The 14,445-nt window shown below is 74.1% G+C and carries 13 protein-coding genes; 9 read left to right on the forward strand and 4 right to left on the reverse strand.

What is annotated here, in order from left to right; translation table 11 throughout:
* Nucleotides 1-161: 161 nt before the first annotated feature.
* The 4 genes from ACRYR9_RS17895 to ACRYR9_RS17910 all read right to left on the reverse strand — a co-directional run bounded on the left by ACRYR9_RS17895 (nt 162) and on the right by ACRYR9_RS17910 (nt 3,552).
* A complete protein-coding gene (locus ACRYR9_RS17895; protein ID WP_432498450.1) occupies nt 162-443 on the reverse strand; it encodes a hypothetical protein in 282 nt (93 codons plus the stop codon).
* A 158-nt stretch (nt 444-601) separates the two neighbouring features.
* Nucleotides 602-2,125 carry a sensor histidine kinase gene (locus tag ACRYR9_RS17900; protein ID WP_432498453.1) on the reverse strand — a complete coding sequence of 508 codons (1,524 nt, stop codon included), beginning with the start codon at nt 2,123-2,125 and terminating at the stop codon, nt 602-604.
* Between the two features lie 49 nt (nt 2,126-2,174).
* Nucleotides 2,175-2,918, reverse strand: a complete 744-nt coding sequence (locus tag ACRYR9_RS17905; RefSeq protein ID WP_432498455.1) for a response regulator transcription factor — start codon at nt 2,916-2,918, stop codon at nt 2,175-2,177.
* Between the two features lie 100 nt (nt 2,919-3,018).
* Nucleotides 3,019-3,552, reverse strand: coding sequence for an STAS domain-containing protein (locus ACRYR9_RS17910; protein ID WP_432498457.1), 534 nt, complete (start codon nt 3,550-3,552; stop codon nt 3,019-3,021).
* A gap of 134 nt (nt 3,553-3,686) precedes the next feature.
* Between ACRYR9_RS17910 and ACRYR9_RS17915 the strand changes: the two genes are divergently transcribed.
* From ACRYR9_RS17915 to ACRYR9_RS17955, 9 genes are all read left to right on the forward strand, one after another.
* Nucleotides 3,687-5,063, forward strand: coding sequence for a replication-associated recombination protein A (locus ACRYR9_RS17915; protein WP_432498459.1), 1,377 nt, complete (start codon nt 3,687-3,689; stop codon nt 5,061-5,063).
* 100 nt (nt 5,064-5,163) lie between these two features.
* Entirely contained in the window at nt 5,164-7,845 is a 2,682-nt protein-coding gene (gene alaS, locus ACRYR9_RS17920) for an alanine--tRNA ligase (RefSeq protein ID WP_432498461.1), read from the forward strand.
* Between the two features lie 28 nt (nt 7,846-7,873).
* Nucleotides 7,874-8,437 carry a Holliday junction resolvase RuvX gene (gene ruvX / locus ACRYR9_RS17925; RefSeq protein ID WP_432498463.1) on the forward strand — a complete coding sequence of 188 codons (564 nt, stop codon included), beginning with the start codon at nt 7,874-7,876 and terminating at the stop codon, nt 8,435-8,437.
* An 8-nt stretch (nt 8,438-8,445) separates the two neighbouring features.
* On the forward strand, nt 8,446-9,534 hold the full coding sequence (gene mltG, locus ACRYR9_RS17930; RefSeq protein ID WP_432498465.1) for an endolytic transglycosylase MltG: 1,089 nt from the start codon (nt 8,446-8,448) through the stop codon (nt 9,532-9,534).
* Between the two features lie 55 nt (nt 9,535-9,589).
* A complete protein-coding gene (locus ACRYR9_RS17935; RefSeq protein WP_432498467.1) occupies nt 9,590-10,426 on the forward strand; it encodes a shikimate dehydrogenase in 837 nt (278 codons plus the stop codon).
* A 146-nt stretch (nt 10,427-10,572) separates the two neighbouring features.
* Nucleotides 10,573-11,937 carry a type IV pilus twitching motility protein PilT gene (locus tag ACRYR9_RS17940; protein WP_432498469.1) on the forward strand — a complete coding sequence of 455 codons (1,365 nt, stop codon included), beginning with the start codon at nt 10,573-10,575 and terminating at the stop codon, nt 11,935-11,937.
* Between the two features lie 14 nt (nt 11,938-11,951).
* Nucleotides 11,952-13,226 (forward strand): type II secretion system F family protein, encoded by a 1,275-nt coding sequence (locus ACRYR9_RS17945; RefSeq protein ID WP_432498471.1) that lies wholly within the window; start codon nt 11,952-11,954, stop codon nt 13,224-13,226.
* Nucleotides 13,223-13,639 (forward strand): prepilin-type N-terminal cleavage/methylation domain-containing protein, encoded by a 417-nt coding sequence (locus tag ACRYR9_RS17950; protein WP_432498473.1) that lies wholly within the window; start codon nt 13,223-13,225, stop codon nt 13,637-13,639. Before ACRYR9_RS17945 ends, ACRYR9_RS17950 begins: the two co-directional genes overlap by 4 nt.
* 205 nt (nt 13,640-13,844) lie before the next feature.
* The gene (locus ACRYR9_RS17955) at nt 13,845-14,321 is read left to right on the forward strand and encodes a type IV pilin protein (RefSeq protein WP_432498475.1); all 477 of its coding nucleotides are present in this window, start codon (nt 13,845-13,847) and stop codon (nt 14,319-14,321) included.
* The last annotated feature ends 124 nt before the right edge of the window (nt 14,322-14,445 follow it).

The following is a 14,445-nucleotide window of genomic DNA, read 5'->3' on the forward strand; positions in this document are numbered from 1 at the left end:
CGCTGGAGCCGGGGGCGTACTCCAGCTCGGCGTGGGCCCCCCCCCCCCCCCCCCCCCCCCCCCCCCCCCCCCCCCCCCCCCCCCCCACCCCCCCCCCCCCCCCGCCCCCCCCCCCCCCCCCCCCCCCCCCCCCCCCCCGGCCGGTCCCGCGGAGCGGGACCTCAGAGGGAGACGGTGACCACGTACGTGCCGCGGTGAGCGCCCGTGCCGGTCAGCTCGACCGGCAGGGCCGCCGGGGAGGTCGCGACCGCCGGGACCGCGACGGGCGTGCGCAGCCCTGACTCGACGGTGGCGATCGGCGGTGCGGCGGAGGCGGTGCCGGCCGTGGCGACGGCCAGCCCGACGGAGGAGGCGCCGGCGATCAGGCCCGCGGCGAGCATCCGGCGGTGCAGGGCCGTGGAGCTGCGGCGGGGCGAGCGGCTGGCGGTGCGGTTCGTCGTCATGGCAGCAGAGTGCTCCCGGACCCTGTGCGTCCGCTGTAGCGGCCAAGGTGCGGTGCTGTCGATTCCCTGGGTGGTTCCTGAGAGCGCACGGGCCCCCGGGGACGCTCTCGTCCCGGTGCCCGGCGAAGCGCGGGCCGGGGGTGGGCGGTGCCCGCGGCTCAGGTGGTGCGGGCCGGCTCGCCCGCCGCGGCCGGCGGCAGGTCCACGCGGAACGCGGTGCGCCCCGGGACGCTGTCCACGGTGACGCGGCCGTCGTGGGAGGTCACCACCGCCTGCACGATCGCCAGTCCCAGGCCGGTGCTGCCGGCGGCGCGCGAGCGGGAGGAGTCCCCCCGCGCGAACCGCTCGAACACGTGCGGCAGCAGGTCCGGGGAGATTCCCGGCCCGTCGTCCACGACCTCCAGGTGCACGCGCCCGCCGTCGGTGCGCAGGTGCACGGTCACCGTCGTGCCCGGCGGGGTGTGGCTGCGGGCGTTGCCCAGCAGGTTCACCAGGACCTGGTGCAGGCGGGCGCCGTCACCGGGGACCTCCACCGCCTCCTCCGGCAGGTCCAGGCGCCAGGTGTGCTCGGGACCGGCCACGCGCGCGTCGCTGACCGCGTCCAGCACCGTCATGGTCAGGTCGACGTGCTCGCGCACCAGCGGCCGCCCGGAGTCCAGGCGCGCCAGCAGCAGCAGGTCCTCCACGAGCCCGGTCATGCGCACCGCCTCGGACTCCACGCGCCGCAGCGCGTGCGCCACGTCCGCCGGCACGCTCTCGCGGTTGCGGCGGGCCAGCTCGGCGTAGCCGCGGATCGCCGCCAGGGGCGTGCGCAGCTCGTGGCTGGCGTCGGCGACGAACTGGCGCACCCGCTGCTCGGAGGCGTGCCGGGCGCTCAGGGCGGAGCCGACATGGTCCAGCAGGCGGTTCAGCGCCGATCCGACCCGCCCCACCTCGGTGCGCTCGTCGGTGTCGCGCGCGGGCACGCGGTGCTCCAGGTCCACCTCCCCGCGGTCCAGCTCCAGCTCGGACACGCGCGCGGCGGTGCTCGCCACCCGCTGCAGCGGGGCGAGGTCGCGGCGCACCAGGACGGTGCCGGTGACCGCGGCGGCGGCCACGCCCAGCAGGATCACGGCGGCCTCCACGCCGACCACCGTCCACAGGGTCGACTCCACCCCCGCCAGCGGCACCCCGGTGACCTGCAGCGCACCGGTGGGCAGGGTCGCCGCCACCACGCGGTAGGTCCCCAGCCCCGGCAGCTCCACGGTGCGGGCGTCGCCCAGCCCCACCTGCCGCAGCGCCTCGGCCTGCGCCTCGCTCAGCGCGACGGCGCACTCCTGGCCGCCGGTGCTGCTGGTGTCGATGACCCCCGACTGCCCGGCCACCAGTTCACCGCCGGAGAAGCGCGCGCCCAGGGTGCCGTCCACCTGCCCGGGGCCCACGAACGCCGGCCGCGTCCCCGAGGGGCAGGTGCTGGCCTCCTCCGCGCCGTCCGGGCGCGGGCCGCCCCGCCCGCCGAACTCGGAGCGCTGGGCCAGGTCCACCGACTCGGTCAGCTGCCCGTCGACCCGGTCCATCAGCGCCTCGCGCAGCGCGTACGTCGTCACCACGCCGATCACCAGGCCCACCGCCACCAGCAGCGCGGTGACGGTGGTGATGAGCCGGCCGCGCAGCGTCTGCGGGCGGTGCAGCGGGGACCTCACCCCTGCACCCTCGCGCGCCCGGAGCGGTCCGTCACGTCCGGTGCGCCGCTCAGGCGGCCGGGTCGACGGCCGGCTTGAGCACGTACCCGGCGCCGCGCACGGTGTGGATCATGGGGGAGCGCCCGGCGTCGATCTTGCGGCGCAAGTAGGAGACGTACAGCTCCACGATGTTCGCCTGACCGCCGAAGTCGTAGTTCCACACCCGGTCCAGGATCTGCGCCTTGGACAGCACGCGACGCGGGTTGCGCATCAGGAAGCGCAGCAGCTCGAACTCCGTGGCCGTCAGCTTGACCTCCTCACCGCCCCGGAAGACCTCGTGGCTGTCCTCGTCCAGCACCAGGTCGCCCACGCTGAGCACCGGCTCCTGCTTGGCCGCGGCCAGGCCGGAGCGGCGCACCAGGCTGCGCAGGCGGGCCACGACCTCCTCCAGGCTGAACGGCTTGGTGACGTAGTCGTCGCCGCCGGCGGTCAGGCCCGCCACGCGGTCCTCCACGGCGTCCTTGGCCGTCAGGAACAGCACCGGCACCTCGGTGGAGTCCGCGCGCAGCCGGCGCAGCACCTCCAGCCCGTCGATGTCCGGCAGCATGATGTCCAGCACGACCGCGTCGGGCCGGAAGGAACGCGCGGTGCGCACGGCCTCCAGGCCGTCGGCGGCAGTGCGGACGTCCCACCCCTCGTAGCGCAGCGCCATGCTGAGCAGTTCGGACAGGGTCGACTCGTCGTCGACGACGAGCACGCGCAGCGGGCTGCCGTCGGGGCGCTGCAGGTCGGTGCGGGTGGTGGTGGCGGTCATGACCCCATCCTCGGTGCCCCGGCTGCGACGCTTCGGGGGAAACGCTGAGAGGAACCTGTGCGGCCCCGGGGACGTCCCCCGTCCGGCCCAGCGCCGGCGCTCAGGAGGCGGCCAGCTCCCCCTGGGCCACCGGCCGGGCCAGGTCGAGCACCCGCTGCACCACCGGCCGCGCCGGGGACGTCGTGCAGCTGCCGCCCGCCGCGGCCGCGGCCCGCCGCAACCGCTCCAGGAACCGCACGGCGCTCGCGTCCACGGCCGTGACCCCGCGCACGTCCACGTGCACCCGGGGGCCGGGGCGCGTCGCGCAGTGCTCCAGCACCTGCTCCCGCACCAGCGCCAGCTCGCCCGCCAGGGCCAGGTCCACGTCACCGGTGAGCACCACCTGCAGGGCCCCGGCCTCCTCGCGGGTGCGCACCGTGGAGACCACCACGCGCTCGCCGTCGCGCACCGGGTCCGCCGGCCGCCCCGGCAGACCCACCGGGTCCACCGCCGCCGTCGGCAGCTCTGCGCCGCGCGGCTCGGCATGCAGGGTGCTCGCCACCACGCGGAACCGGACGGGTGGGCCCCCGGTGGTGCCGGTCGCGCCGACGTGGGCGGGGGCGGTGGTGGGGGCGGGGCTGTCGGGGCGGCTCACGGGGCACCTCCGGGGGCGGGGACGGGTCCGGGCCAGCCTCGGCGGGCCGGGTGGGAGCAGCCGCGGGGCGGGCTGTGCGGCGGCTGGCAACCGCGAGCCCCGGCGGGTCGTCGCAGGGGGTTAGCGTTCGGGCCGTGGCCGACCTGTTCTCCACCGACGCCGAGCCCGGCGGCGACCCGGCCGCCGGCCCCGCCGTGCTGACCGGCGCGCCGCTGGCGGTGCGGATGCGCCCGCGCGGGGTGGAGGAGGTCGTGGGCCAGCAGCACCTGCTGGGGCCGGGCTCCCCGCTGCGCCGGCTGGCCACCGAGGGCGACCTGGGCCGCGCGGGCCCGGCCTCGGTGGTGCTGTGGGGACCGCCCGGCACGGGCAAGACGACGCTGGCGCACGTCATCGCCCGCTCCGGCGGGCGGCGCTTCGCGGAGCTGTCGGCGGTCACCGCCGGCGTGAAGGACGTGCGCCGCGTGGTGGACGACGCCCGCGAGCACCGCGACCTGCACCGACGGCAGACCGTGCTGTTCCTCGACGAGATCCACCGCTTCACCAAGGCCCAGCAGGACGCCCTGCTGCCGGCCGTGGAGAACCGCTGGGTGGTGCTGGTGGCGGCCACGACGGAGAACCCCAACTTCTCCGTGATCACCCCGCTGCTGTCGCGCTCGCTGCTGCTGACGCTGCGTCCGCTGGACGACGACGACGTGCGCGGCCTGCTGCGCTCGGCGCTGACCGACCCGCGCGGCCTGGCCGGGGAGGTGGAGCTGAGCGGTGAGGCGCTGGAGCACCTGGTGCGCGTGGCCGACGGCGACGCCCGGCGCGCGCTGACCGCGCTGGAGGCCGCGGCGGGCGCCGCCTTCGACACCCCGGTGGCGCCGGGCGCGCGCCCGGTGGTGACGCTGGAGCACGCCGAGCGCGCGCTGGACCGCGCCGCGGTGCGCTACGACCGGGCCGGCGACCAGCACTACGACGTGGTCAGCGCGTTCATCAAGTCGATGCGCGGCTCGGACGTGGACGCGGCCCTGCACTACCTGGCGCGCATGGTGGAGGCGGGGGAGGACCCGCGCTTCATCGCCCGGCGCATCGTCATCGCCGCGTCCGAGGACGTCGGGATGGCCGACCCCTCGGCCCTGCAGACCGCCGTGGCGGCGATGCACGCGGTGGCGCAGATCGGGATGCCCGAGGCGCGCATCGTGCTGGCGCAGGCGGTGGTGCACAACGCCACCGCGCCGAAGTCCAACGCCGTCTACAACGGCGTCAACGCAGCGATCGCGGACGTGCGGGCGGGGATGGCGGGGCCCGTGCCCGCGCACCTGCGCGACGCGCACTACGCCGGGGCGAAGCGCCTGGGACACGGCGGCGGGTACGTGTACCCGCACGACACCCCCGCGGGGGTCACCGCCCAGCAGCACGCCCCCGACGAGCTGGTCGGGCGGGAGTACTACACCCCCACCGACCGCGGCTTCGAGGCACAGCTGCGCGAGCGCCTGGCCCGCCTGCGCCGCATCGTGCGCGGCCGCTGACCGCGCGCCGGGTAGGGTCGAGGGCCGAGCGCCGGTGGCCACCACCGGCACGCCACCGGGCGGCCGACCCGGCGGGACCGCACGAGCAGGAGGCACCTCGATGCAGACGGCCGAGATCCGTCGGCGCTGGCTGGACTTCTTCGAGCGCAAGGGCCACACGGTCGTGCCCAGCGCCTCGCTGGTCTCGAGCGACCCCAGCCTCATGTTCACCGTGGCCGGCATGGTGCCGTTCATCCCGTACTTGACCGCGCAGGTGCCCGCGCCGTACAGGCGGGCCACCAGCGTGCAGAAGTGCCTGCGGACCCTCGACATCGAGGAGGTCGGCAAGACCACCCGGCACGGCACGTTCTTCCAGATGAACGGCAACTTCTCCTTCGGCGACTACTTCAAGCGCGAGGCCATCGCCTTCGCCTGGGAGCTGCTGACCACCCCGGAGGCCGGCGGCGGCCTCGGCTTCGACCCGCAGCGGCTGTGGGTGACGGTCTACCTCGACGACGACGAGGCCTTCGCGCTGTGGCGCGAGGTCGGTGTGCCCGCCGAGCGGATCCAGCGCCGCGGCAAGGCCGACAACTACTGGAACACCGGCCAGCCCGGTCCCGGCGGGCCCTGCTCGGAGATCTACTTCGACCGCGGTCCCGAGTACGGCGCCGAGGGCGGCCCGGAGGCCGACGAGGACCGCTACCTCGAGATCTGGAACCTCGTCTTCATGCAGTACCAGCTCTCCGCGGTGCGCTCGAAGACCGACTTCGACGTCGAGGGCGAGCTGCCCGCCAAGAACATCGACACCGGCATGGGCCTGGAGCGCGTCGCGTTCCTCAAGCAGGGCGTCGACAACATGTACGAGATCGACGAGGTCCGCCCCGTCCTGGACCGGGCCGCGCAGCTGTCCGGCAAGCGCTACGGCGCCGTGCACGAGGACGACGTGCGCATGCGCGTCGTGGCCGACCACGTCCGCAGCGCCCTGATGCTCATCGGCGACGGCGTCACCCCCGGCAACGAGGGCGCCGGGTACGTGCTGCGCCGCCTGGTGCGCCGCGCCGTGCGCGCGATGCGCCTGCTGGGCGTGGAGGAGCCCGCGCTGCCGCACCTGCTGCCGGCGTCGATGGAGGTCATGAGCGCCTCCTACCCGAAGCTGCGCAGCGACTTCGAGCGCATCTCCCGCGTCGCGCACGCCGAGGAGGAGGCGTTCCGGCGCACCCTCGTCTCCGGCACCGCGATCTTCGAGACCGCGGTGACGCAGGTGAAGGCGGCCGGCGGGTCGTCGCTGTCCGGCGAGCGCGCCTTCGCGCTGCACGACACGTACGGCTTCCCCATCGACCTCACCCTGGAGATGGCGGCGGAGGCCGGGCTCGGCGTCGACGAGCCCGGGTTCCGCGCGCTGATGGCCGAGCAGGTCGGGCGCGCCAAGGCCGACGCGAAGGCGAAGAAGACCGGCGGGGTCGACCTGTCGATCTACCGCTCGACGCTGGAGGGCCTGACCGGCCCGGTCGTCTTCACCGGCTACGAGCACGCCGCCGGCGAGGCGCGGGTCTCCGTGGTCCTGCAGGGCGGGGTCAGCACCCCCTCCGCGCCGGCCGGAACCGACGTCGAGGTGGTCCTGGACCGCACCCCGTTCTACGCCGAGGGCGGCGGCCAGCTCGCCGACCACGGCACCCTGACCACGACGTCGGGCGCCGTCGTCACGGTGACCGACGTGCAGCAGCCCGTCCGGGGCCTGTACGTGCACAAGGGGACCGTCACCACCGGTGAGCTCGTCGCCGGCGACGCCGTGCACGCCGTCGTCGACGCGGGCCGTCGCCGCTCGATCAGCCGCGCCCACACCGCGACCCACCTCGTCCACCAGGTCGTGCGCGAGCACCTCGGCGACACCGCCACCCAGGCCGGGTCGCAGAACGCGCCGGGCCGGATGCGTTTCGACTACCGTTCCAGCTCCCAGGTGGGCGGCGAGGTCGTGCGCGACATCGAGGCCGTCGTCAACGAGCGCATCCACGACGACCTCGAGGTCTCCGCGGCCGTCATGGACCGCGAGTCGGCGCTGAACTCGGGCGCGATGGCGCTGTTCGGGGAGAAGTACGGCGAGCGGGTCCGCGTCGTCTCCATCGGCGAGGACTGGTCCAAGGAGTTCTGCGGCGGCACCCACACCCTGACCTCCCAGCAGGTCGGGCTCGTCTCGATCGTGTCGGAGTCCTCCATCGGATCCGGGGCCCGGCGCATCGAAGCCCTGGTGGGGACCGACGCGTTCGACTTCCTCACCCGCGAGCACCTGCTGGTGAACAGGCTCACCGAGGTCGTCAAGGCCCGGCCGGAGGAGCTGCCCGACCGCATCGGCGCCCTGCTCACCCGCCTCGGCGACGCCGAGAAGGAGATCGCGAAGCTGCGCGCCGGTCAGGTCCTGGCGCTGGCCCCGCAACTGGCGGCCGCGGCCACGGACACCTTCGGCGTGCGGGTCGTCACCCACGACGCCGGTACCGCCTCCGCCGACGACCTGCGCACTCTCGCCCTGGACGTGCGCTCCCGCCTCGGCGAGCAGGGCCCCTCGGTCGTCGCCGTGGCCGGTGTCGCCAAGGACCGCCCCGTGGTGGTCGTGGCGACCAACGCCGAGGCCCGCCGCTGGGGCGTGAAGGCCGGTGAGCTGGTGCGCGGCGCCGCGCAGACCCTCGGCGGCGGCGGCGGCGGCAAGGACGACGTGGCGCAGGGCGGGGGGCAGGACCCCGCCAAGGTCGGCGAGGCGCTGGCGGGCCTGCGCGACTCCGTGGGCCGGCGCGTCACCGGCTCCGCCTGAGGCGGGCAGCGCAGCGGTGCGCCGGGGTGTGAGGGTCGCGGTCGACGTGGGCAGCGTCCGCGTGGGGCTGGCGGCGTGCGACCCTTCCGGGGTGATCGCCTCCCCCGTGCGCACGCTCGCGCGCGACGCGGAGGCCGACACCGACGTGGCGCAGGTCGCCGCCGAGGTGCGCGAGCGCGGCGCGGTGGAGGTCGTGGTGGGTCTGCCGCTGTCGATGGACGGCACCGAGGGCCCGGCGGCCTTGACCGCGCTCGCGCACGCGCGGAAGATCGCCCTGGCCGTCGAGCCGGTGCCGGTGCGTCTCGTGGACGAGCGCCTCAGCACGGTCGACGCCCACCGCGCCCTGCACGCCGCGGGCCGGAGGGAGAAGCAGTTCCGCGACGTCGTCGACCAGGCGGCCGCGGTGGTGCTGCTGCAGGCAGCCCTGGACGCCGAGCGTTCCAGCGGCCGCGCACCCGGCCGGGTGCTGCCGGCCGCCGGCGCGCCGGGCCCCGCGAAGCGGCGCAAGGCCAGGCACGGCAGGACCGCACGCCCCGCCGGGGTGGACGCGGCGCACGACCCGGACGAGCGTCCCGACGCCACGGAGGGCTGAGAATCGTGATGGACCTGATGGACCTGCCCGGCACCCGCGAGGGCCGGCCGAGGCGCCGGCGCGGCCGCGCCGTGGTCGTGCTGCTGGTGGCGCTGGCCCTGGTCGCCGGTGGCACGTGGGCGGCGTGGGGCGCGCTGGAGCCCGTCGTGTCCCGGCTGACCGCCAGCGACGACTACGAGGGCGCCGGCACCGGTTCGGTGGACGTCAAGGTGGAGTCCGGCGACTCCGGCACCGCCATCGGCCGCACCCTGCGGGAGGCCGGGGTCGTCAAGACCACGGAGGCGTTCGTGTCCGCCGCCGCCGCGAACCCGGGCATGGCGAGCATCCAGCCGGGCACGTACCGGCTGAGGGAGCAGATGTCCGCCGCCGCCGCCGTCTCGCTGCTGCTGGACCCCGCCGCCAAGATCACCACCCGGCTCACCGTGCCGGAGGGCCTGCGGGTGCGCCAGGTCGTCGCGCTCATCGGCGAGCAGACCCCCATCAGCACCCAGGACGTCGAGGCCGCCCTGGCGGACCCGGCGGCGATCGGCCTGCCCGCCTCCGCCGGCGGGAACCCCGAGGGGTACCTGTTCCCCGCCACCTACGAGGTGGACCCCGACGAGAGCGCCGTGGAGCTGCTCAGCTCCATGGTGGAGCGCACGAAGCAGGCGCTGGCGGAGCTGGGCGTGCCGGCCGAGCGCGAGCACGAGGTCGTCGTCATGGCGAGCATCGCGCAGAAGGAGGCCCGCACCCCCGAGGACATGGCGAAGGTGACGCGGGTGCTGCTGAACCGCATCGAGGACGGCATGAAGCTGCAGCTGGACTCCACCGTCAGCTACGGCACCGACGGCACCACCGTCACCACCACCGCAGAGCAGCGCGCCACCGACACCCCGTGGAACACCTACATGCACCCGGGTCTGCCCGCGGGCCCGATCAGCAACCCGGGGGAGGCGGCGCTGCGCGCGGCGGTCAACCCCGAGCCCGGCCCCTGGATGTTCTTCGTCACGGTGGACCTGGCCACCGGCGAGACGCGCTTCGCGACCACCGGCGCCGAGCACGCCGCCAACGTTGAGCTGTTCCGCCAGTACCTGCGGGAGCACCCGGAGTCGGAGTGAACGGAGCGGTGAGCGCGCGAGTGGACGGACCGGTGCAGGCACGGGGGAGCGCCCGGTGAGGGCCGCGGTCTGCGGGTACCCCATCGCCCACTCCCTGTCCCCGGCCCTGCACCGCGCCGCCTACGCGGCCCTGGGCCTGCACGGGTGGGAGTACGACCTGCTGGAGGTCGACGAGCAACGCCTGCCCGCCCTGGTGGCGTCCCTGGACGCCGGCTGGGCGGGGCTGAGCCTGACGATGCCGCTGAAGCAGGCCGTCGTGCCGCTCGTCGACGAGGTCAGCGACTTCGCCCGCGCCGTCGGCGCGGTCAACACCGTCGTCGTCACCCCCCGCGGTGCCGGCGACGGGGTGCACCTGCGCGCGGAGAACACCGACGTGCACGGGATCGTGGCGGCCCTCGCCGAGGCGGGCGCGGCCCGGATCGGCAGCGGGACCGTGGTGGGTGGCGGGGCGACGGCCCGCTCCGCCGTGGTGGCGCTGCTGCGGGCCGGCTGCCCGCGGCCGGTGGCGGTGGTGCGCAGCCCCGAGCGCGCCCGGGAGCTGCGGGAGGTCGCGGCCCGCCTCGGCGGCGAGGTGGACGTGCGCGGCTGGGCGGAGCTGCCGTCCGCGCTGGAGGCCGAGGTGGTCGTGTCCACCGTACCCGCCGCAGCCTCCGAGGACGTCGCCGCGGCGTTGACGGGGCGCTCCGGTCCGCACCCGCTCCTGCTGGACGTCGTCTACGCGCCCTGGCCGACGCCGCTGGCGCAGCGTTGGGACGGACCCGTCGTCGGCGGCTTCGAGATGCTGCTGCACCAGGGCGCCGCGCAGGTGGAGCTCATGACGGGGCACCGCGCACCCCTGGCGGCCATGCGCGAGGCCGGGCTGGCGGCGCTGCGGGCGCGCGCCAGCGCCTGAGCCCCTCCGCTCACCCGAACGGCTGACCCGCCCGCGCGCGGTGATCGCCCGCCTCAAGGCGCGCCCCCGGTGCGCCGACACGGTGAGGACGGTGTCGACCGACGGCACCGCCGTGCGCCGTGGTGGGTGCCGTGGAGGGGAGCGAGATGAACGACGCGGGTGCCGCTGGCCGGCCTGTCGACGCCTACGTGCCGGTGAACCTGCGTCCGGACGGCACGCCGGCTCCGCGCCGCGACGTCAGTGCGCTGCTGGCCAAGCTGACCGGTGAGGCGGCCGAGGTGCTCGCCGCGGAGGTGCCGGCGCCGCGCGCGGTGCCGCCGGCCGCGACGCCGGGCCTGGCCGACGAGTTCGTGCGCCCCGCCGTCCCGGCGCTGGCCCCGGACGTCGCCGAGGTCCCGGTGGGCGCCGAGGCGCTGGTCACCACCGGCGGTGAGGACAGCGCGCCGGTGTTCAAGGTCAACGACGTGCTGATCGCGGGCCTGCAGGCCGGTGCCTCCGACGTGCACCTGACCTCCGGCGCCGCCCCCACGGCGCGACTGTCGGGGGAGCTGACGGCGCTGGAGGGCTTCGACAAGCTGACTCCGCAGGTGCTGCAGCAGTCGATCTACGCGATCCTCACGCAGAAGCAGCGCGAGGTGTTCGAGGCGAACCTGGAGCTTGACTTCGCGTACCAGGTGCCCGGGCACTCCCGCTTCCGCGTCAACGTGTACCGCCAGCGCGAGTCCCTGGGGGCGGCGTTCCGGCGCATCCCGTACGAGATCATGCCGCTGGAGGACCTGGGCGTCCCGCCGGTCGTGGGCTCGTTCGCGAACCTGCAGCGCGGCTTCGTGCTGGTCACCGGCCCCACCGGCTCGGGCAAGTCGACGACGCTGGCCTCGATCGTGGACCTGGCCAACCGCACCCGCAAGGACCACATCATGACGGTGGAGGACCCCATCGAGTTCCTCCACCGCCACAAGAGCTGCCTGGTGAACCAGCGCGAGGTGGGGGAGGACACCAAGTCCTTCGCCAACGCCCTCAAGCACGTGCTGCGCCAGGACCCCGACATCATCCTCGTCGGCGAGATGCGCGACCTGGAGACGATCTCGGTGGCGCTGACGGCCGCGGAGACCGGCCACCTGGTCTTCGGCACCCTGCACACCCAGGACGCCGCGCAGACCATCGACCGCGTCATCGACGTCTTCCCCCCGCACCAGCAGCAGCAGATCCGCGTGCAGCTGGCCGGCGCGATCCAGGGCGTGGTGTGCCAGACGCTGTGCAAGCGCGCCGACGGCCGCGGCCGCGTGGTGGCCACCGAGGTCCTGGTCGCCACCCCCGCGATCCGCAACCTCATCCGCGAGGGCAAGACCCACCAGATCGGCTCCGCGATGCAGGCCGGCGCCCAGTTCGGCATGCACACCCTGGACCAGCACCTCGCGGAACTCGTCCGCACCCGACAGATCACGTTCGAGCACGGCCTGGAGAAGTGCCACGCCGCCGACGAGTTCCGCCGCCTGACCGGCCGGCTCTGAGAGAGGACCGCCCCATGGCCACCGCCACGAAGGCACCCGCCAAGACCGCAGCCAAGAAGGCGAGGAGCGGGCAGCAGAACTTCCAGTACGCCGCGCGCGACCGCGCCGGCAAGCTCGTCAAGGGCACCCTGGAGGCGCCCGACCAGCAGGCCGTGATCGGCCGCCTGCTCAGCCAGGGCATGGCCCCGGTCTCCGTCACGGAGTCCAAGGCCGGCCAGGGCATGCAGATGGAGATCAACCTGCCCGGCTCCAACCGGGTGAAGCTGAAGGACCTGGCGCTGATGTCGCGGCAGTTCGCGACGATGGTGTCCTCGGGCCTGACGCTGCTGAAGGCGCTGTCCATCCTGGCGGAGCAGACCGAGAGCAAGAAGCTCGCCGCGACCCTGCAGGAGGTCCGCTCCGAGGTGGAGAGCGGCACGGCGCTGTCCACTGCGCTGGCCCGGCACACCGACGTCTTCCCGCCGCTGATGATCAACATGATCCGCGCCGGTGAGGTCGGCGGCTTCCTCGACCAGGTGCTGCTGCAGCTCGCGGAGAACTTCGAGGCCGAGGTGAAGCTGCGCGCGAAGGTGAAGTCCGCGATGACCTACCCGGTCGTCGTGTTCGTCATCGCCATCCTCGCCGTCGCCGGCATGCTGCTGTTCATCGTCCCGATCTTCGCGACGATGTTCAGCGACATGGGCGGCGAGCTGCCGCTGCCCACGAAGATCCTCGTGGTGCTGTCCAGCCTGCTGCGCTTCATCGGTCCGGGCCTGGTCGTGCTGGCGATCGTGCTTCCGATCGTGTGGCGCAAGATCAAGGACAAGCAGCGGGTGCGCAACGTCGTCGACCCGCTGAAGCTGAAGGTGCCGATCTTCGGTCTGCTGGCCCAGAAGATCGCCCTGAGCCGCTTCACCCGGAACCTCGGCACCATGCTGCGCTCGGGGGTGCCGATCCTGCAGAGCCTGGAGATCGTCGGCAACGCCTCGGGCAACGTCGTCATCGAGCGGGCGTCGGCGGACGTCATGGAGAGCGTGCGGGGGGGCAAGTCGCTGGCGGGACCCCTGGCCGAGCACGCCGTCTTCCCGGCGATGGTGGTGCAGATGATGAGCGTCGGTGAGGACACCGGTGCCCTGGACTCGATGCTGCACAAGATCTCCGACTTCTACGACCAGGAGGTCGAGGCCACGACGGAGGCGCTCACCAGCCTCATCGAGCCGCTCATGATCGCCTTTCTCGGCGGCATCATCGGCGCGATGATCGTGGCGATGTACATGCCGATCTTCGGCGTGTTCGAGCTCATCCAGTGACCGGTGCCCCGGCATCCGGGCGGCTCGACGAGGGGTTCACCCTCGTCGAGCTGCTCGTCGTTCTGGTGATCCTCGGGGTCCTCGCTGCGATCGCCGTCCCAGCGAGTCTCGATCACCGGCGGAAGGCCGCCGACGCAGGCCTCAAGACCGACCTGCGGACGATCGCCGAGGCCCAGGAGACCTACTTCACCGATGAGGAGCGCTACCTGCCGGTGGCCGAGACGCTCCGGCCGGAGATCATCGACGCCATCACGCTCACGTCAGGGACCTCCATTTCTGTCACCGTGAGCGCCGATGGCAGTGCCTACTGCGTGGTGGGGACGAACCCGCGCGCCTCCCACCCGTGGGTGCACCTCAGCAACGTCGGCGGACAGCAGCCGGGATCACAGACGGCCTGCCCGAGCCCTTTCTGACGTCTACCGCGACGGCCCGTGAGCTCCCTGCTCACGGGCCGGCGTGCTTTCAGCGCCGACCAGTGGGCCGGTCGGGTGATCGAGTGAAGAGACCGCTCAAGGAACCGGGGGGACCCACCGATGTTCTGGGTACAAGAGCCGCCACACCGGTCACCCGGTGCGCGACCCGCGAGCGGCTCCGGGACTCACTGAAGGGGAGCATCGAATGCTCGCTCGCATCCGCAAGTCGATGGAGAACAAGGACCAGGGCTTCACCCTGATCGAGCTCCTCGTCGTCATGATCATCATCGGCATCCTGGCCGCCATCGCCATCCCCGTCTTCCTGAACCAGCGCAAGAAGGCCGTCGACTCGTCCATCAAGTCGGACCTGAAGACGATCGCCACCGCCATGGAGACGAGCTTCACGGATGCCCAGGTGTACCCGACGGTCGCCGTTTCTGGCACCACCGCGACCCTGACTCAGGCGGCCGGGACCGGAACCACTGCCAGCACCGAGACTGTCAAGATCTCGACGGGGAACACCTTCACCGTGACCTCCACCAACAGTGGCAACGGCTACTGCATCGTCGGCAGCCGAATCAACGGCGCATCTGCTGCGTCCCAGAACTGGGTCTACAACAGCGACGCGGGCGGTCTGCAGCCGGCCAGCGTCAAGACCTGCACGACGACCACCACCCCGTGATCTGACTGACTGAGAAGTGGGGGGGGGGGGGGGGGGGGGGGGGGGCCGGCGGGGGGGGTGCCCCGCCCCCCCCCCACCCGCCCCGCCGCCACCAGCGCGTGACCCACGGCCCCTTCCGCCCGGG

The organism is Kineococcus auxinigenes, assembly GCF_050871525.1.
Lineage (GTDB): Bacteria > Actinomycetota > Actinomycetes > Actinomycetales > Kineococcaceae > Kineococcus.

Excerpts from the sequence above, each read along its gene's own strand:
- mltG (WP_432498465.1), top strand. The coding sequence starts at position 8,446 with ATGGACCTGATGGACCTGCCCGGCACCCGCGAGGGCCGGCCGAGGCGC.
- ACRYR9_RS17955 (WP_432498475.1), top strand. The coding sequence starts at position 13,845 with ATGCTCGCTCGCATCCGCAAGTCGATGGAGAACAAGGACCAGGGCTTC.
- ACRYR9_RS17940 (WP_432498469.1), top strand. The coding sequence starts at position 10,573 with ATGAACGACGCGGGTGCCGCTGGCCGGCCTGTCGACGCCTACGTGCCG.
- ACRYR9_RS17905 (WP_432498455.1), bottom strand. The coding sequence starts at position 2,918 with ATGACCGCCACCACCACCCGCACCGACCTGCAGCGCCCCGACGGCAGC.
- ACRYR9_RS17895 (WP_432498450.1), bottom strand. The coding sequence starts at position 443 with ATGACGACGAACCGCACCGCCAGCCGCTCGCCCCGCCGCAGCTCCACG.
- alaS (WP_432498461.1), top strand. The coding sequence starts at position 5,164 with ATGCAGACGGCCGAGATCCGTCGGCGCTGGCTGGACTTCTTCGAGCGC.
- ACRYR9_RS17945 (WP_432498471.1), top strand. The coding sequence starts at position 11,952 with ATGGCCACCGCCACGAAGGCACCCGCCAAGACCGCAGCCAAGAAGGCG.